The sequence below is a fragment of the Chitinophaga hostae genome, assembly GCF_018224885.1.
Taxonomy (GTDB): Bacteria; Bacteroidota; Bacteroidia; order Chitinophagales; family Chitinophagaceae; genus Chitinophaga; species Chitinophaga hostae.
Genome location: NZ_JAGTXB010000020.1, coordinates 23,891 through 43,083 on the forward strand (window position 1 = coordinate 23,891; position 19,193 = coordinate 43,083).

12 protein-coding genes are annotated in these 19,193 nt (G+C 47.3%); 7 read left to right on the plus strand and 5 right to left on the minus strand.

The genetic code is table 11. From position 1 onward, the window contains the following. Positions 1 to 18 precede the first annotated feature (18 nt). Both cobA and KE626_RS27705 read left to right on the plus strand, forming a co-directional pair. Positions 19 to 816 carry a uroporphyrinogen-III C-methyltransferase gene (gene cobA, locus KE626_RS27700; RefSeq protein WP_211976284.1) on the plus strand — a complete coding sequence of 266 codons (798 nt, stop codon included), beginning with the start codon at positions 19 to 21 and terminating at the stop codon, positions 814 to 816. After that, positions 791 to 1,483, plus strand: a complete 693-nt coding sequence (locus KE626_RS27705; protein WP_211976285.1) for a Crp/Fnr family transcriptional regulator — start codon at positions 791 to 793, stop codon at positions 1,481 to 1,483. Before cobA ends, KE626_RS27705 begins: the two co-directional genes overlap by 26 nt. A gap of 171 nt (positions 1,484 to 1,654) precedes the next feature. Here the strand turns inward: KE626_RS27705 and KE626_RS27710 are convergent, their stop codons facing one another. Further along, a complete protein-coding gene (locus KE626_RS27710; protein ID WP_211976286.1) occupies positions 1,655 to 2,341 on the minus strand; it encodes a Crp/Fnr family transcriptional regulator in 687 nt (228 codons plus the stop codon). 111 nt (positions 2,342 to 2,452) lie between these two features. Between KE626_RS27710 and KE626_RS27715 the strand changes: the two genes are divergently transcribed. Both KE626_RS27715 and KE626_RS27720 read left to right on the plus strand, forming a co-directional pair. After that, a complete protein-coding gene (locus tag KE626_RS27715) occupies positions 2,453 to 4,255 on the plus strand; it encodes a chloride channel protein (RefSeq protein WP_211976287.1) in 1,803 nt (600 codons plus the stop codon). A 152-nt stretch (positions 4,256 to 4,407) separates the two neighbouring features. Further along, on the plus strand, positions 4,408 to 5,418 hold the full coding sequence (locus tag KE626_RS27720) for an MBL fold metallo-hydrolase (RefSeq protein WP_249207746.1): 1,011 nt from the start codon (positions 4,408 to 4,410) through the stop codon (positions 5,416 to 5,418). A 20-nt stretch (positions 5,419 to 5,438) separates the two neighbouring features. On the opposite strand, the gene KE626_RS27725 is transcribed toward KE626_RS27720, so the two are convergent. Further along, a complete protein-coding gene (locus KE626_RS27725; RefSeq protein ID WP_211976288.1) occupies positions 5,439 to 6,275 on the minus strand; it encodes a class I SAM-dependent methyltransferase in 837 nt (278 codons plus the stop codon). Positions 6,276 to 6,434: 159 nt separating this feature from the next. Between KE626_RS27725 and acnA the strand changes: the two genes are divergently transcribed. Further along, positions 6,435 to 9,170: an aconitate hydratase AcnA gene (gene acnA / locus KE626_RS27730; protein WP_211976289.1), complete on the plus strand. Its 2,736-nt coding sequence runs from the start codon at positions 6,435 to 6,437 to the stop codon at positions 9,168 to 9,170. A 276-nt stretch (positions 9,171 to 9,446) separates the two neighbouring features. On the opposite strand, the gene KE626_RS27735 is transcribed toward acnA, so the two are convergent. The 3 genes from KE626_RS27735 to KE626_RS27745 all read right to left on the minus strand — a co-directional run bounded on the left by KE626_RS27735 (position 9,447) and on the right by KE626_RS27745 (position 15,826). Further along, positions 9,447 to 11,690, minus strand: coding sequence for a monovalent cation:proton antiporter family protein (locus tag KE626_RS27735; protein ID WP_211976290.1), 2,244 nt, complete (start codon positions 11,688 to 11,690; stop codon positions 9,447 to 9,449). Between the two features lie 207 nt (positions 11,691 to 11,897). Then, positions 11,898 to 12,677: a response regulator transcription factor gene (locus KE626_RS27740; RefSeq protein ID WP_211976291.1), complete on the minus strand. Its 780-nt coding sequence runs from the start codon at positions 12,675 to 12,677 to the stop codon at positions 11,898 to 11,900. Next, a complete protein-coding gene (locus KE626_RS27745; protein WP_211976292.1) occupies positions 12,659 to 15,826 on the minus strand; it encodes a ligand-binding sensor domain-containing protein in 3,168 nt (1,055 codons plus the stop codon). The genes KE626_RS27740 and KE626_RS27745 overlap by 19 nt, the downstream gene beginning before the upstream one ends. Positions 15,827 to 16,302: 476 nt before the next feature. Here KE626_RS27745 and KE626_RS27750 point away from each other — a divergent pair, with 476 nt between their 5' ends. Together KE626_RS27750 and KE626_RS27755 are read left to right on the plus strand one after the other, a co-directional pair. Continuing rightward, entirely contained in the window at positions 16,303 to 17,325 is a 1,023-nt protein-coding gene (locus KE626_RS27750) for a glycoside hydrolase family 43 protein (protein ID WP_211976293.1), read from the plus strand. A gap of 19 nt (positions 17,326 to 17,344) precedes the next feature. Continuing rightward, positions 17,345 to 19,192 carry a glycoside hydrolase family 2 protein gene (locus tag KE626_RS27755; RefSeq protein WP_211976294.1) on the plus strand — a complete coding sequence of 616 codons (1,848 nt, stop codon included), beginning with the start codon at positions 17,345 to 17,347 and terminating at the stop codon, positions 19,190 to 19,192. Position 19,193: the final 1 nt, after the last annotated feature.

The following is a 19,193-nucleotide window of genomic DNA, read 5'->3' on the forward strand; positions in this document are numbered from 1 at the left end:
ATTTTAAATATAATATGTATGCATGCGTTGAATCCGTCGTTATCTTTAGTAGGTGCAGGACCGGGAGATCCCGAAATGATCACCCTGAAAGCCATTAATACCATCCGGAAAGCAGATGTTATATTATATGATGCATTAGCTAATGAATCCCTGCTGGAGTACGCCGCCCCGGGCGCCATTATCCGGTTTGTGGGTAAACGCTATGGCTGCCACGCCTTGTCGCAGGATGAAATCAACCAGCTCATCGTGGAAATGGCGATGACCCACGGGCATGTAGTACGACTGAAAGGAGGAGATCCTTTTGTATTTGGCAGGGCGGTGGAAGAGATACAGGCAGCCAACGCACATGGCATCAAAGTAACGGTGATACCGGGTGTATCCAGCGCGGTAGCAGTACCGGCATCGCAAATGATACCGCTTACCTGCCGCGGAATAGCGGAGAGCTTCTGGGTAACCACCGGCACCACCCGCTCCGGGGATATTTCGGGCGACATTGCACTGGCCGCCCGCTCTACCGCCACAGTAGTGATTTTGATGGCGATGAGCAAGCTGGAAGCTATCATGGACATCTTTACACAATGCGGTAAACAGGATACGCCGGTGGCGATCATCCAGGAGGGAACCACCCCTCAGGAAAAAATGGTGATCGGTACCGTACGTGATATTGTATGGAGGGCATCCGCCGCCGGTATGGGTAATCCCGCTATTATTGTAGTGGGAGAAGTGGTAAAGATGCAGGCGATCCTGGCAGATGAAACCTGGCAACAGCTACAAAACAGCAATATTATACATGAAGAAAGACAAACAGGGTTGTGATGGTAAAACCTGTCTGCTATGCAGGCTGTCTATTAAAGAATGGATACCCGCCGTGGCCCTGCACCGCAAAAATTTTATCCTGAACAAAGGCGAAATGCTGTTTAAGGAAGGAGATAAGGTAACCGGCATCTACTTCATTTACGAGGGCCGTATGAAAGTGCATAAACACTGGGGCACGGAAAAAGAACTGATTGTCCGCTTTGCCCAGAAAGGAGACATTGTAGGACATCGCGGTATGGGCGGCGTGGAACACTTTTACCCGGTATCCGCCACTGCGCTGGAACCTGTAAAAGTTTGTTTTATTGATATGGACTTTTTCCAGTCATCTCTCAAAATAAACCATGAACTATTATATGAGCTCATGCTGTTCTATGCACAGGAGTTACAATCTTCAGAAAGGCATATGCGCAACCTGGCTCATATGTCCGTTAAAGGCCGGATGGCCAATGCCCTCTTACTGCTGCAGCAAAAATTTGGTTTTAATAAAGACGGATTCATAGATATTTCCCTTTCCAAACAAGACCTGGCCTCCTACATAGGCGCTACCTATGAAACCACCTTCCGGATACTGAATGAACTGATCGACGAACGGATGATAGCAGTGGCGGGAAAGAGCATCACCATATTGAATGAGGCAAAACTATTGCGGCTCACAGAGATAACTTAGCGGTTTTGTCTTGCCCAGGATTAGACTGATTTTGATGATTTACAGGATTTTTTCCATTTTGATTTTAAAAGATTTTGGGAGATATAAGCGAATTATTTTTCGCTTATATCTCCCAAAATCTTTTAAAATCAAATTATAATCAAAAAAGAAAAATCTTGTAAATCATCAAAATCAGTCTAATCCTGGGCAAGACAAAACATACTTCCTCAGTTTCTTCTCATTTAAAATCCGGATCGATTTCCCATCGACTGCAATCAGTTTTTCCTGGATAAATTCCTGCAGGTTACGGTAAATAGTTTCGTACGTGGTACCGGCAAATGACGCCAGATCCTGACGACTGATGGTAAACAGTGTATCGTTATGGAGGCGGCTGATTTCCAGCAGCGCATCTGCCAGCCTGCTTTTTACATCCATGTGAACGAGGTTGCGCATCTTTCTCTCTGCTTCCTGCAACTCGTCAGCATAAAACTGCATCAGCTTTAATGTAAGGGTGGGATTGACTTTCAGGGAAGCTTCAAAAAAAGCCATGTCGGTGTAACATACGGTTGTGTCTTCCAGGGCAGTGGCCGACACGGTATAGAGGCGCTCCCCGCTGCCAAGTCCCCTGTGTCCGAGTATATCTCCCTTTTGTGCAAAGCGGACAATCAGGTCTTTATCCGATCCCCATTGTTTATGCACTTTCACCTTTCCCTCGTAGAGGAAAAAGATGCCTTCTACAGGATTGCCCTCCTGGAAAATGACCTCATTTTTTTTATAGAACAGGTGTTGCTTGTGATCAGATACGGCGGCAATCCACTCCGGAATGCTGAACTGGCAAAGAAAACACGTTTTTAAATCGCAGGCCCCGGCTTTTTTCATGATTGCAATAGTAATGTTTTTTTGCGTTTTTGAAAGAAAAAATAGGTTTTAATATGATTTAGATCATATTTTTGTGTTGATTTTAGCTTTTTGATTGTCATTTTATATAGTATGAATCATAAAAAAGGGCAAAAGTTTGCCGGAAATATGTCGAGAAGGGTATTTTACCTGAGTTTGCAGGCCTGCATCAATGCCCTGTTGATCGGCGTGGTTGCAAAGGGGCTGGTAATGCTGATCAGCCTGATCACTAATCTTTCTTTTTACGGCAGATTTTCATTTGCGGAAGAAGGGCCTGCCGGCAATACCCTCGGCTGGCTGGTTATCCTGGTACCAATAGTCGGTAGTTTACTGGTAGGTGTCATGGCTCGCTTTGGCAGTAAAGCCATCCGTGGCCATGGTATCCCGGAAGCTATGGAGAACATTATTTTGAATGAAAGCAAGATCCCGCCGGTGATCACCCTGCTGAAACCACTGTCGGCCGCCATTTCCATTGGTACGGGTGGTCCGTTTGGTGCTGAAGGACCTATCATTGCCACGGGTGGCGCTATCGGTTCCTTTACGGGGCAGGTGATCCATATTTCTTCGGCAGAAAGAAAAGTATTGCTGGCCGCCGGCGCATGCGCAGGTATGGCGGCCATTTTCGGTAGTCCGCTGGCGGCTATCCTCCTCGCGATAGAATTGCTGTTATTCGAATTTTCGCCCCGTTCGGTGATTCCTGTAGCCATGGGTTGTATTGCAGGAGCAGGCATGCATATTCTCCTGTTTGAGAGTCATCCTGTATTCGCGATGCCGGATATCCCTGCGGTATCAGATATTGCCCTGGTAACTTATGTACTCATGGGCGCTGTGGTGGGCGTAGTAGCGGCTTATGTATCAAAGTCTGTATACTTTGTGGAAGATATGTTTGAAAAACTACCCATCCACTGGATGTGGTGGCCCGCACTCGGCGCTGTAGTGGTGGGTGTGGTAGGTTATTATGCGCCGCATACCATGGGTGTAGGATATGATAATATCAAAACCCTGCTGACAGGTAATGTACCGCTGGCATTAGTGATATCTCTTTGTGTACTCAAGTATATTTCATGGGTGATTTCCCTGGGTAGTGGTACTTCCGGTGGTACGCTTGCCCCTTTATTCACTATTGGCGGTGCTTTGGGCGCTTTGATCGGTATGCTGGTACAGAAAATATTTCCCGGCAGCGATATCAACATCGCTACATCGGCATTGATTGGTATGGCGGCTATGTTTGCCGGCGCCTCCCGCGCATTGTTAACCGCCATCGTATTTTCACTGGAAACCACCGGGCAGCCACATGGCCTGCTCCCACTGATCGGCGCCTGTACTGCGGCGTATTTTGTGTCGTTCTTCCTGATGAAAGGAAGTATTATGACAGAGAAGATCAGGCGCAGAGGGGTGGCCGCACCGGATGAATATACGCCCGATATCATGCAGCTCATTAATGTGTCGACCGTCATCGTGAAACCGATACTGACACTGCGTGATAACATGACCTTGCTGCAGGCGCAACAATTCCTGCAGGAGCATAGTGCCGCATATTATTATCAATACCTGCCGGTAACAGATGAGGCAGGAAGTTTTAAAGGATACCTCAACCGGGCAAAACTGTCTGCCGGCGGGGATATTGCCCTGGCGCAGGAACTGGAATCGTCGGCGCCTTATGTATATGCGTCTGATGATATTAACCTGGTAACGGAATTATTCGACAGTTATGCGCCGGATGTACTGGCCGTACTGGATGCCGACAGGAAAATGACAGGAATGGTAACGGCAGATGCGGTACTCAGGGCCTATGGCGAACGCCGCAAAGCTGACGCCAGGTACCATTCGGCCTTTTATGGAAATACCCGTTTGCTCCGGTTGATGGCCAGGGGCAAACGTTTGATCGTTCGTTAGGATGTGTTGTTGTTGTAAGATAGGTTGAATGCAGGGGTCTGCTCTTTTTTTGGAGCAGGCCCTTTTTTATTTTCTTTTTTATAAAATATATCCCGCAGCTATCCGTCTTCCCTGTAAGAGGTTTTTAACAAAACACTTCTTAACTTTAATACATGCAGGGAAAAGCATTGTCTATAAAAGAACGAATAAAAAATTCGCAGAACTTCCGGGACGGGGTATTTCAGAACCTGTCGCTCACTCCCATGAAGCCGGATGATGTGACTTACTACCAGATGCTGAAAGAAACCTTTCAGCGGCCCGCAGACGTACGACCACCGGCGCCGTTGACTACGGTGAAAACAAACCTGAAAACACTGTATTCAGAAAAGCCCGTCATCGTTTGGTTTGGCCATTCGTCCTACCTGGTGCATGTAAAAGGATTTAATATACTGGTAGACCCGGTGTTCAGCGGCAGCGCTTCCCCAATGTCTTTTATGATAAAGGCTTTCCCGGGCGCTGATGCTTATACGCCGGCAGATATGCCGGAAATAGATCTGATGATCATCACGCATAATCACTATGATCATCTCGATAAAAAAACACTGGCACAACTAAAACCCCATACCAAAATAATTTATACTTCCCTGGGTGTGGGCCGTGACCTGCAATCCTGCCTGGTAAAGGAAAACAACATTAACGAAATGGATTGGTGGGAAACGCAGGAGATCGCAAAAGATATCACGCTAACGGCCACGCCTGCACGACATTTCTCCGGTCGTGGTTTAAAAAGGGGAGGAAGTCTGTGGTCATCTTTTGTGTTACAGATATTCGGGTACCAGCTTTTTCTCGGCGGCGACTCCGGTTACGATACACATTTTAAAGCTATCGGCGACAAATATGGTCCTTTTGACCTGGTGATACTGGAATGCGGCCAGTACAATGATAACTGGCCGTTTATACATATGAAGCCGGAAGAAACCGTGCAGGCGGCTATTGACCTGCAGGCAAAAGTATTGCTGCCGGTACACTGGGCTAAATTTGCCCTGGCTAATCATCCCTGGAATGATTCGGTAAAACGCGTAACGGCCAGCGCCGCACAACGCGGCCTGTTTGTAACCACGCCAAAGATCGGTGAACCGGTTATCGTCGGGGAGCATTATCCGCAGGAACATTGGTGGCTATAAGGCAACAGCAGTATAGCCCTTTATATACGGAAACTCATCATTTCCACCACACCTTCACCGGGCGAATGAAATAACACATTGCGCCCGGTGATTTTTTTTTCTGTTTCACACAAAGGCTCCAGGTTTTCCAGCATAGCATCCAGCCGGTAAATAATACCGGCCATATCGGCATGGCTGTTTACATTGATCCCGATATTGATATATCCTTCCAGCATATCCAGGATACCTTTATGGTAAGACAGGAACGTTGCCGGTACTTCTTCTTCCGCCAGCGAATAATCCAGCATCACTATGTTGCGCTTGTCGGTTGTTTTAAACAACTGCATGATTTGGATAAAGGCGTCGTTACTTACATAATGAATCACTCCTTCAAATACAATGATGGCCGGAACAGCCTCATCGTAGCCCTTTTCCAGCAGTTGTGACCAAAGCATCGCTGTATCGGTAACATCACACCGGGAAAAATGGATCAATGGTTCGCCGGGAATAATGTTGGCATACAATTGTTGTTTTTCTTCGATATAACCATTGTCTATTTCTATAATCCTGCTGAGCTGCTCCCGGTAATTTTCCAGGAGATATAAAGAAAGCGGGTCCAGTCCGGCGCCCAGTAGTATTACCTGTTGCCCCGGAAAAAGCGGAATCCTTTCCTGCAGCATCCGGCGGATACTTTGCTTGCGCAGGCAAACGGTATCAATGATCAATGGATAATGTTGTTTAAACGCATCGTAAACATGGTTGGTTTCGCTGAAGTCGATCGCTTCCATATAACGTTGTTGCAATGGCGTGGTATAAAGCGGCATCGCTGCCTCCAGCACAAGCCGTGAAGTGGAGGGAACCTTTAATTGTTCTGTCATTTTGAGGGTTTTTTTTGATAAAGCTACCATGAGCAGGTGCGTATGGACAGCAGGATTATTTTAACATTAAAGGTGCATAAAAGGTTCACAATAAGGTATATTTATACAACAAAAGCTTTGGGGTCATTGTTTCGTTCATGTAGTCAATAATCATTTATTATGGAGCCTCGTATCGCATCACTCAGCAAACTGGAGCAGGAAGGAAAACGGATTTCTCGTCTGCCTTTTTCCATCAGGATTTTATTAGAAAATGTACTGCGAAACCACGACAACTTCGCTATTACGGATGAGCACCTGGACACGCTGGTGAACTGGGAGCCGGCGGGTACCGACAAAGAAATTCCTTTTAAGCCCGCCCGCGTGCTGATGCAGGATTTCACCGGGGTAGCCGCCGTGGTGGATATTGCTTCTATCCGTGCAGAGGTGATCCGCAAAGGGAAGGACGGCGCAAAAATTAACCCGGCCATCCCGGTAGACCTGGTGGTGGATCATTCTGTGCAGGTGGACTTTTTTGGTACCGACTATTCCTATACAAAAAATGTGGCCTATGAGTATGAGCGTAATAAAGAACGCTATCAGCTGCTCAAATGGGCGCAGCAGGCCTTCAATAATTTTACGGTAGTGCCGCCGGGCATGGGTATTTGTCACCAGGTAAACCTGGAATACCTGGCGCAGGGCGTTATAAACCGCGACGGATGGCTGTTTCCCGATACGCTGGTGGGAACAGATTCCCATACTCCCATGGTAAACGGTATTGGGGTGCTGGGCTGGGGAGTAGGTGGTATCGAAGCGGAAGCAGCGATACTGGGGCAACCCATTTATTTTACCTGTCCCCAGGTAATCGGGTTAAAGCTTACCGGTCGGCTTACAGAAGGGGTGACCGCCACTGATATGGTACTGGCGATTACGCAGCTGCTCCGCAAATACGGGGTGGTCGACAAATTTGTGGAAGTGTTTGGCGACGGACTCGATCATTTATCTGTACCCGACAGGGCCACTATTTCTAATATGTCGCCCGAATTTGGTTGTACCGTTACTTATTTCCCGATAGATCAGCAAACCTTGCAATACATGCACCGCACCAATCGTTCGCCGGAACAGATTGCGCAGGTGGAAGCGTATTGCCGGGAAAATATGTTGTGGCGGCACGGCAGCGAAGAAATCACCTACACCGATATCCTGGAGCTGGATCTGGGTGGTATCCAATCGGCCGTGGCGGGACCTAAGCGGCCACAGGACCGTATCCTGGTGAGAGATCTGCACAACGAGTTTGAATCGCTGCTCAACAAGGAATTCAAGCGCATGTATACCCCCGAAGGGAAGCGCCGTGACACCGCCTGGTTGTCGGAAGGAGGATCGGGCACCGCATTTACCTACGAAATACAAAAGCATGCAGAGGAAGTTGCGGTGGAAACAGTAGAGGTAGATTACCTCAAATCTGTACGCATCAAACTAAAGAATGAAGAATATGTACTGAGTGATGGAGCGATTACCATCGCCGCTATTACCAGTTGCACCAATACCTCTAACCCCAGCGTGATGATTGGCGCCGGGCTGGTGGCAAAGAAAGCGATCAGCCGCGGGCTGTATGTAAAGCCCTGGGTGAAAACCAGCCTGGCGCCGGGTTCCAGGGTGGTCACTGAATACCTGAAACGCTCAGGATTGTTAACAGAACTGGAAGCATTGCGCTTTCATATTGTAGGGTACGGCTGTACTTCGTGTATTGGTAACAGTGGCCCGTTGCCGGCGGCCATTTCGGAAGCGGTAGACAAAGGGAATCTTGTGGTGGCCTCCGTGTTATCGGGCAACCGTAACTTTGAAGCGAGGGTACATCCGCAGGTGAAAATGAATTTCCTGGCCTCCCCCTTGCTGGTAGTGGCCTACGCTATTGCGGGAAGAATAGATGTGGATATGCTGACCGCACCACTTGGATATGATCCCAATGGGGAGCCGGTGTATCTGCGTGATATCTGGCCCACACAAGAGGAGATAAACGATGCGGTAGCCGCTGCCGTTAAGCAGGAAGATTTTGAAAATATCTATAAGGTAATATTTGATGGGGACGACCAGTGGCGTGGTCTGCTGGCGCCTTCCGGCAACGACTACCACTGGAGCAATGATTCTACCTATATCCGCGAAGCGCCTTTCTTTAACGGTTTGCCGGAGAAACCGGCCGCACCGGAAGACATTAAGGATGCACGCGTGTTGCTCAAGCTGGGAGACTCTGTAACCACCGATCATATTTCTCCTGCGGGTTCTTTCAAACCCGATACCCCTGCCGGCAAATACCTGCTGGATCGTGGTATCGATCCCCGCTTATTTAACTCCTATGGTTCCCGCAGGGGTAACCATGAAGTGATGATACGGGGCACTTTCGCCAATGTACGTATCAAAAATGAACTGTCGCCTAAAGAAGGCGGTTTTACCACAGTGATTCCTTCCGGGATGGTAACACCCATTTATGATGCAGCCATGCAATATGCAGCCAATAAAGTGCCGCTGATAATATTGGCGGGAAAGGAATATGGCAGCGGTTCATCACGCGACTGGGCAGCCAAGGGCACTAACCTGCTTGGTGTGAAGGCAGTGATTGCAGAAAGCTACGAGCGTATCCACCGGAGCAACCTGGTGGGAATGGGCGTATTGCCACTGCAATACGAATTCGGCGAAAATGCTGCCACACTGGGCCTTTCCGGCACAGAGTCCTATTCCATCACCGGTATTTCTTCCGATCTTACACCTGGTAAAATACTAACGGTAACGGCTATCCCGGCATCGGGCGATCCCGTGGTGTTTAACGTGAAATGTAAACTCAATTCACTGATAGAAATTGAGTACTATCGTCATGGGGGTATTTTGCAGTTTGTATTGAGAGATTTCCTGCAGAAGACTTAGTGCCTGCTATTTTTTCTTGCCCAGGATTAACAGTGATTATGATGATTTACAGGATTTTATTTTTATAGATTTTATTTTTGATTTAAAAAGATTAGGGAAGAGAGAACTGAAATGTTCCCTAAAAGTGTCCAACTCTTAGGGGCATTTCAAAACAGATACTCGCTGCTGTCTTCGCTAATCTTTTTAAATCAAAAATAAAATCTATAAAAATAAAATCCTGTAAATCATCATAATCACTGTTAATCCTGGGCAAAAAAAAATTATGAATAGAAATCATCATCCATTACTTCGCGAAAATTCCAGGATCTTTTTCCGGTTACCTACCAGCCATACCACATCTTCCCATTCAAATACCGTTTCAGAGGCAGGGTTCAATATTTTTTCACCGCCGCGTGCAATGCCAACTACGAGGGCTTTTGTTTTTTCGCGAATGCCTGAATCGCGTATAGTTTGTCCTTTGAGACCGTTGTGTTCATCTACCACCAGGCTGGTGAGCCCGATATTTTCATCAGCCACATCATCGCTGCGTTGGATGTTGAGGGTGTTTACCACACGGTTAAATTCTTCCAGCTGCGCTTCTGTACCAATGGCCGTGAGTATATCATGCGGGAACAGTTTTTCGTCGCGGGTAGGGGCGTAGATGGTGACATTACCTCTTTTGATGGCGCCTACATTGATGCCATATTTTTCCCGGAGCTGCAGTGCTATGAGTGGCTTATCTACCAGGCTTGACCACGGATCTATTTCTATTTCAGATACCTGTGCATCCCAGGGCAGGAGGTCGGCGGCAGCGGTTTTATTCGCGGCAGCATCGGCCATTTCACGGGCGTTCAGGTTAGCGAGGAAACGGCGTTCGATACGGTTGTAATATTTTTGCAGCTGTGAACGCAACACCAGCAGTACGCAGGCCAATATAATACCGGTGCCCAGCAATGCCTGCCAGAAAGGAAAGTATTGGTTTACGAGGAAGCCTACCAGGAGTACCGCTACTATGTTACGCACTACTTCCACCACTACCAGGGGGCCATGGTTGTATTTGGAGTCCAGCCACAGCGCCTTATAGGAGATGCTGGATATTTTCTGTACCATCAGGGCCCAGATAAACGGCGACATCATAGCGATACCAATCACTACGCACAGGAGTTTGGCGCTGAAGGAATTGTTGAGATACTTCATCACAAACGGCCCGATATAATAAGTATTCAGCAGGATCATGGCCAGCATGATCACACTGTTCAGCACTATTACCTTTACATAGCTGCGCAATACAATACGCCAGTCGCTTTCCGCCTGTAAGGTTTGGGAGCTGGCGCTGTATCTGTTCATGGAATTTAACCAGCGCGCAGGAATGATCTTTTCCAGCCAGTTGTACAGCGGCACGGAAAATTTGATCATATACGGCGTGGTAAAAGTGGTAATAGCGGAAACACCTACTGCTACAGGAAACAGGAAATCGCTGGTAACGCCGAGGGTAAGCCCCAGTGTTGCAATGATAAATGCAAATTCCCCCACCTGGGCCATACTCATCCCCACCTGTACCGCCTGTTTCAGCGGTTGACCGGAAAGCAGGGCGCCAATAGTAGTGCTGAGGAATTTACCTGTTAAGGTTAGAAGGGTTATCCACAACACCGGCCACTTATATTCGATAATCATTTCCGGGTTTATGAGCATGCCTACAGACACGAAGAAGATAGCGCCAAACAAATCTTTTACCGGTTGTATGAGGTGTTCTACTTTTTCAGAAGAAGTAGTTTCTGCAATGATGGAACCCATGATAAATGCGCCCAGTTCCGCAGAGAAGCCCACTTTGGTGGCCAGTATCACCATCCCTAAACAGAGCGCGATGCTCAGTATCAGTAAGGTTTCGCCATTCATATAGCGCTCCATTTTTTTCAGGAAAGTAGGCAGCAGGAAAATACCCGCCAGGAACCAGATGGCCAGGAAGAACATCAGTTTGGCGATGGTAAACAACATCTCTGTACCTTCAAATTCGCGGCTTACGGCCATGGTGGACAATAATACCATCATGAGGATGACCACAATATCTTCTATGACCAGTACGCCGAATACGATTTTGGTAAACGGCTTTTTCTTGATGCCTAATTCTTCAAATGCCCGGATAATGATGGTGGTAGAAGAACTGGCCAGCAAGCCGCCCAGGAACAGGCTGTCCATAAAACCCCAGCCCATCAGTTGCCCGGTAAAGAAGCCGGCTACCGTAATACAGGCTATTTCTACAAATGCGGTAATAGTGGCGGTGCCTCCTACGCGCATCAGTTTTTTGAAACTGAATTCAAGTCCCAGTGAAAACAAAAGGAATATTACGCCGATCTCTGACCAGGTTTTTATACCTGTGGTATCGGCGATGGTTGGAAATAAATGAAAGTTCGGACCCACGATAAATCCCGCAATGATATATCCGAGTACCATCGGCTGTTTCAGCCGTCTGAATAATAAAGTAATAACCCCCGCCGCTCCTAATATTAATGCCAGGTCAATGATCAATGATGGTAAATGCATACAGTAAAAATCGATTTAAGTTTCGCGTATTGTACCTTTATGTGCGCTGTAAAATCAACGCACATATGTGTCAGATGCCAGTTTCCGGTTCTGTGAATATCGCTAATATATCGTTTTTTTAGCAGTTAGCTGCCAGCGGTCAGCAGTTAATCTGTCAGCTTTTACCTGGAAAAGAAGAAAGTTGATGTAAACAGGGAAAAATTACAGCTAATAGCCTTTGTCCGCCTGTATTTGTGCTACATACTTCGATGGCAGCAGCCCAAACTGTTTCTGGAAATTCTTCCCGAAATTGGTCAGCGAGGCAAAGCCGCAGAGTTCTGCTACTTCATTTATTTTATAGGTGCCGGTCGACAGTAAGGAGGCTGCTTTTTTAAGACGGGTGATATTAATCAGTTCATGGGGGGTTAAATCTGAGATGGCTTTTATTTTACGGTAAAAGGTAGGACGGCTCATATTCATGAGGTCTGCCAGTTGTTCCACATCCAGGTCAATGTCGGTCAGGTGTTGATGGATCAGGTCCTGCAGCTTTTCCAGGAACTGTTCATCCGCGCTGGTATGCGCCATGCTGCGCAAATGTACCAGGGGCGTGCTGGCATAATATGATTTTATTTTGTGACGATTGCTGAGCAAACTGGCAATTTGTGCCTGCAGAAATTCGGGTGAGAAAGGTTTTTCTATATAAGCATCGGCCCCGAGCTCCAGTCCCTCAATTTTTGATTGCAGGGTGTTACGGGCAGTGAGCAGAATCACGGGAATATGACTGGATTCAAAACCGGATTTAATGATACGGCATAGCTCAAAGCCATCCATTACCGGCATCATGACGTCACTGATCACCAGCTGTACGGGCTGCTCCTGCAATATTTCCAGCGCCGCTGCACCATCAGGGGCTGTAATCACCCTGTATTTGTCTTCCAGGTCGTCGGCGATAAAAGAGAGTATTTCTTCGTTATCGTCTACCAGCAATATCAGCGGTTTATTTTCCATGTACTCAGATTAAATTCTATTTCCTGGTGAATAGGCAAGGTAAGTGAAAAAACATTAAGACCCGGTTCGGTGGTAAGCAGTTCCAGCTTGCCTTTGTGCAACAGGGTCAGTGATCTCGATAACGATAACCCGATGCCGGTGCCCGATTTCGATTCCGTTGCCCTGGCCCTGAAAAAGGGTTCAAATATTTTTTCCTTCATCTCCGGAGGAATAATATACCCGTCATTTTTTACCAATATGGTAAAGGTAGTATCGCCTTCCGCTATAGGCAATAAATGTATGGATGCCCTGGTATCGGCATATTTGGTGGCATTGTTTAACAGGTTGCCCAATATTTTATGTAGTGCTTCCGCATCGGCATAGGCGAAGAAATGCAGGCAGGCCAGTTCTATTTTGAAACGGATATTTTTTTGTTCTGCGGCAGGCGTGAAACGCAGGTGGTTTTCTTTCAGTAATTCAGGAATATCGGTATTCACAAAATTAAGACTGAAGCCATTGATCTCTGTTTTGCGGAAGTCGAGCAACTGGTTGGTAAGGTCGAGCAGGCGATCAGTGTTGCGCTCCATGATCCGCAGGTTTTTCTGTATCAACGGCACTTCTTCCGATTTTCGGATCACCTTTTCCATAGGTCCTTTGATCAACGTAAGCGGTGTACGTATTTCATGTGCAAGATGGGTGAAAAATTCAATCTTTGCCTGGTATACTTCTTTTTCTTTTTCATGCGCCAGCAATTCCAGCTGCCGTTTTTGTTTTTGTAATGCGCGCTGATGATACCAGCTGATGATGGCATAAATAATACTTCCCAACAGCAACAGGTAAGCCGCATATGCCCAGTAACTGGCCCAGAACGGCGGCCGTATTTCTATGCGCAGCACCCTTGGCGATATGCTCCAGTTGCCACCACTGTTGGCTGCTTTTACCATGAAGTGATAAGTGCCGGGCGACAACTTTGTAAAATAAGCTTTGCGGTTGCTTTCCAGGTATGTCCAGTCCCGGTCCAGTCCTTCCATTTTATATGCATAGGCCGTCATGGCCGGCGAAGTGTAACTGAGCGCCGCGAAATCAATACTGAATGAGGACTGGTCATGCGTTAACACAATGGTATCAGTGAGCGATACCGATTGCCGCAGCATATCGCCTACCTGTACTTCTTTACCGAATACCTGGAAGCCGGTGATATATACCGGTGGCTGAAAGCTGTTGCGCAGAAAATGATCCGGGTTAAAACGGATCATTCCCTTTACGCCTCCAAAGTACATGTTGCCGCTGCTGTCTTTATAAACAGAATTGTAGTTGAACTGGTCATTCAACAGGCCATTGGCCTTGGTAAACACTATCGCTTTTTCTGCAGCTGGTGAAAAGCAGGCCATCCCTTTGGAAGTAGTCACCCATAGTTGCTGCCTGTTATCTTCCAGGATACTGAAGATCATACTGCTGAGAAAGCCATGCCGGGTGGAGTAGGTGGTGAAGTTATTTTGCTGCGGATGGAACAGGGAAAGACCATCATCTGTTGCCAGCCATAGTCGCTTCCGGCTGTCTTCAAATATCCTGTTTACGCGGTTGTCGCCCAGGCTGTTAGGGCGGGCGGGATCGTGGAGGTATATGCCTTTTTTGCCGGTGCGGCGGTTGAAATAATAAAGTCCGTCCCTGATGGTACCCAGCCAGATGGTACCTTCACCGTCCTCAAATACCGCGGTATAAAATATGTAATCGGGTACTTCGGTCACGGGATCGAAATCATCACGGTCACGGCTATACTGAAATAATCCCCGGGTGGTAGCAATCAGTATTTCACCATTGCGCGTATGCAGCATAGCGTAAATAAAATTGCTGTGCAGCTCATGGGCGCCGCTGCCGGCGTTGTAATGACGGATAAATTTTCCGCTGCGGATATCCATGATATCCAGGCCATGCTCAAAAGTGCCTATCCACAGGGAATCGCCGGTAACCAGTAAGCCATGTATATTGGAATGCGATAAACCGGTTTGCGGTGGCGGCGGTGGTTTAATATTGACAAAGTCACCGGTGGAGGGGGTAAATTTATTCAACCCGCCATCTTCTGTACCTATCCAGAGATGCCCGTACTTGTCCGGATGTATTTCCCTGACGGCATTGCCGCCAAGAGAGGCTACGCCTGTTTTAGGAAAGAATTTTTCGAACGCGGTGTACTGCTGCGGAAAATAGTTGATGCCGCCAAAGTAAGTGCCGGCCCATATTCCGCCTTCTTTATCTTTACAGAAATTGTACACTGCGTTATCAGATACCGAGTAAGGATCATTATATTTTTTTTTCAGGTTGATGACTTCGCCGCTTTGCAGATGATAGATATAAATACCTGATTCGGATGCCAGCCAGTATTCATCACCGGTTCGCCTGATCACATCACGGGCATATATCTCCGTATGGTCGGCAGCGTTAGAAAGCATATCCTTATAGGTACGCGTGCGCAGGTCAAATAATTTTAGTCCCTGTGTATTGGTACAAACCCAGATGGAGTCTTTGCCGATGGGTACAATTTTTTGCACGCCATGGGAACTGACCTTTGGTGAATGATCAAAAAGGGAGTAGCTGCTGAAGGAACCTTTATGCGGATCATACACACCTATTTTGCCTTCGGCAGAAGCTATCCACAGGTTGCCGTCACTGCCCGTACAGATAGACGTCGCTTCCGGAAATCCTGCTATATCGTACAAACTGTCTGTGGCCGCCCGGTAGCGGAACAGCCGGCCACCGGAAGCAATCCAGATATTACCCTGCCGGTCTTTGTGAATGGTGCGTACCTCTGCGGTAATTCTTTTGTTTAATGACCGGAACTGCTCGGTTCGTGGATTATATACATATGCCCCTTTGTCTGTTCCGGTATACAACAGCCCGTTATCATCCTGGAAAAGACTGATAATAGTATTGCCTCCCAGGCTGCCGGGCTGCGTTGTTTTGCGGAATACCCGGAAGGTATACCCATCAAAACGGTTGAGCCCGTACACAGTACCAAACCACATAAAGCCCTGCTGGTCCTGTAAGGTGCAAAGCACCGCATTATGCGACAACCCGTTCTCTACCTGGTAGTGAACGAAATTGACCGACTGGCTGTAAAGTGTTTGCGTCAGCAACAACAACACAAGGAGGGTATAATGTCTGGCTTTGATCATGTAACACCGTGGCTAAAGGCTAAAACTAACAGTTTTTCTTAATAGCTGAAAGCAAAAAGCAGAAAGCATAAAGCAGAAAGCATATAATATTGGCCTGGAGGTTATGGCCAAAAGCTGGTTCGCTGCATTACTAACAGCTAAAGGCTAACAGCTAAAAGCTGGTTCGCTGCATTTACTAAAAGCTAAAGGCTAACAGCTAAAAGCTGGTTCGCTGCATTTACTAAAAGCTAAAGGCTAACAGCTAAAAGCTGGTTCGCTGCATTTACTAAAAGCTAAAAGCTAACAGCTAAAAGCTGGTTCGCTGCATTACTAACAGCTAACAGCTAAAGGCTAATGGCTAAAAGCTAAGAATGATACAAAAACGAGAAAGATTGAGATAAATAGACAACCAACTAAGAAAAGGAAATCCTTTCTTTGAGAAAATGTTTTAAGCGTGCTTTGTACACTTAAATGAAACCATCTTCTAAATCCATGTTATGAAGCGTAGCCAACTACTTTCGCTGATATGCTTACTGCTGGTAAGCAGCGTTTGCAGCGCTATAAAAGCCGATACCAGCGGCGTTTTTACCAACCCTTTGCTGGGCAGTGGTCCCGATCCCTGGGTAATACGGCATGATGGTATGTATTATTACATGCATACTACCGGACACCATCTCGTGATTCGTAAAACAACGAAAATGTCGGCCCTCAGCCAGGCAAAGGAAGTGGTGATATGGACGCCACCTGCGAAGGGACCTAATGCCAGGGATATCTGGGCGCCGGAGCTGCATCGCCTTAATAATAAATGGTACCTGTATTATAGCGCCGGTTCATCAGACAGCATACATCCCCAACACACCTTTGTATTGGAAAACACGGCTGCTGACCCTACAACGGGCACCTGGACCGATAAGGGCCAGGTCAGGGATACCGCGGCCAACTGTTTTGCGATAGATGGCACCGTATTCACACACAAAGGGAAAAACTATTTTATCTGGAGTGGGCATAACGGAAAGGATGTAGTACAGCGATTATACATTGCCCGTATGGAAAATCCATGGACCCTTGTTTCACCGCGGGTGGAAATATCAGCGCCCCAATATCCCTGGGAGCAAAACGGGATCAACGAAGGCCCGGAAATACTAAGGAATGCGAAGCATCATGTTTTCCTGGTGTTTTCTGCCTGCGGATGCTGGACAGATAATTATACACTGGGCATCATGCGGCTTAAGGAAGGTGCAGATCCGCTGCAGGCCAGCAGTTGGATAAAATCACCGGAGCCGGTACTAAAGGCAAAGCCTGAAAACGGCGCCTATGCTCCCGGGCATAATGGTTTTTTTAAATCGCCCGATGGGAAACAAGACTGGATCATTTATCATGCTAACTCGAAAGTGGCGGAAGGATGCGGTTTACAAAGGAATCCACGGATGCAGGTGGTGCAATGGAAAGCCGACGGCAGTCCTGACTTTGGCGAGCCCGTGAAAATAAATACACCCATTAAAAATCCTTCAGGAGAATAACATCACTTTAAGAATACATATGAAAAAGACGTACCTAATTTTTGCGCTGGCGCTCGGACTTGGCTGGAATACCGTGAAGGCACAGCAGCAAGACTGGAAAATTGTAACAGGAAAAATTACAACTTCCTGGAGTGAACAGGTAACACCATCTGCTACCTTGCCGGAATATCCGCGTCCACAGCTGGTACGCGGCAACTGGAAAAATCTGAATGGCTTGTGGAACTATGCCATCAAACCAAAAAGTGACGATAAACCCACTACCTGGGATGGAAAAATACTGGTGCCTTTTGCGGTGGAGTCTGCCCTTTCAGGAGTAGGCCGCAATGTGGGAAAAGATAATATACTCTGGTATAATACAGCGGTTGCATTGCCTTCTTCTATGCAAGGCAAGAAAATATTACTGCATTTTGGAGCGGTAGACTGGCGTACAACCGTGTACGTGAACGGGCAGGAAGCAGGTACGCATGAAGGAGGCTTCGATCCCTTTACGCTCGACATCACTGCCTTTGTAAAGAAAGGCAAACAGGATATCGTAGTTAAGGTATGGGACCCTACCGATGAAGGCGTGCAGCCAAGAGGTAAGCAGGTAAAGAAACCTGAAGGTATCTGGTATACGCCGGTAACAGGCATCTGGCAAACAGTATGGGTAGAAGGCGTTGCTGATACCTATATTGCAGGTACCAAACAAACACCGGATATTGACCAGGGAAGCCTCACCATTGCCGCCGATGTAAAGAATGTAAAAGCCGGTGATATAGTAACGGTAGCCGCTTTCGACGGTGGTACCAAAGTTGCGGATGGCGTCATCAGCGGCGAAAATACCGTGTTAAAAATTGCCTCTCCGAAATTATGGTCACCCGAATCACCTTTCCTGTACGACCTAAAGTTAACGGTTACACGTAAAGGTAAAGTAATCGATGAAGTGAAGAGCTATTTTGCCATGCGCAAATCTTCCATCGGGAAAGATGCCAACGGCATTGAACGCATGCTGCTGAACAATCGTTTTGTGTTCCAGTTTGGTCCGCTCGATCAGGGCTGGTGGCCCGACGGATTGTATACCGCGCCAACAGATGAAGCCCTGAAGTTTGACATCGTACAAACCAAAGCGATGGGCTTTAACATGATCCGCAAACATATCAAGGTAGAGCCGGCACGTTGGTATTACTACTGCGATCAGTTGGGCATCATGGTATGGCAGGATATGCCAAGCGGCGACCTGGGTAACGGATGGGAAAACCGTCCCGGCGTAATTGACCGCGCTACGGATAAGCAACGCTCCGCTGAATCGGAAGGCTACTACCGGAAAGAATGGAACGCGATCATCGACCATTTATACAACTATCCTTCTATCGTGGTATGGACACCATTTAACGAAGCATGGGGACAGTTTAAAACCATGGACATAGCACAGTGGACAATGGATAAAGATCCTTCCCGTCTTGTGAATACCGCCAGCGGGGGTAACTTCTATCCGATAGGACATATTATTGACCTGCATAACTATCCTGAGCCGGCCATGCCGGACCCGGCGATATATGGCGATAAACGCGCTATTGTGCTGGGTGAATTCGGAGGACTGGGATTGCCGGTAAACGGGCATGTATGGCAGCAGAAAGATAACTGGGGCTACCAGAGCTTCAAAAATGAAGAAGACCTTTTTAAGCGGTACAGCGGGTTTGCCGACAGGCTGGAAACATTGATCAAACAAGGATTGTCGGCCGCCGTTTATACACAAACCACGGATGTGGAAGTGGAAATAAACGGGTTGATGACCTACGACCGTAAAGTGCAAAAAATGCCATTAGATAAATTGAAAGCCGTTCATCAGAAGTTGTACAACCCGGCTTTGGTCACTATAAAACCATAAT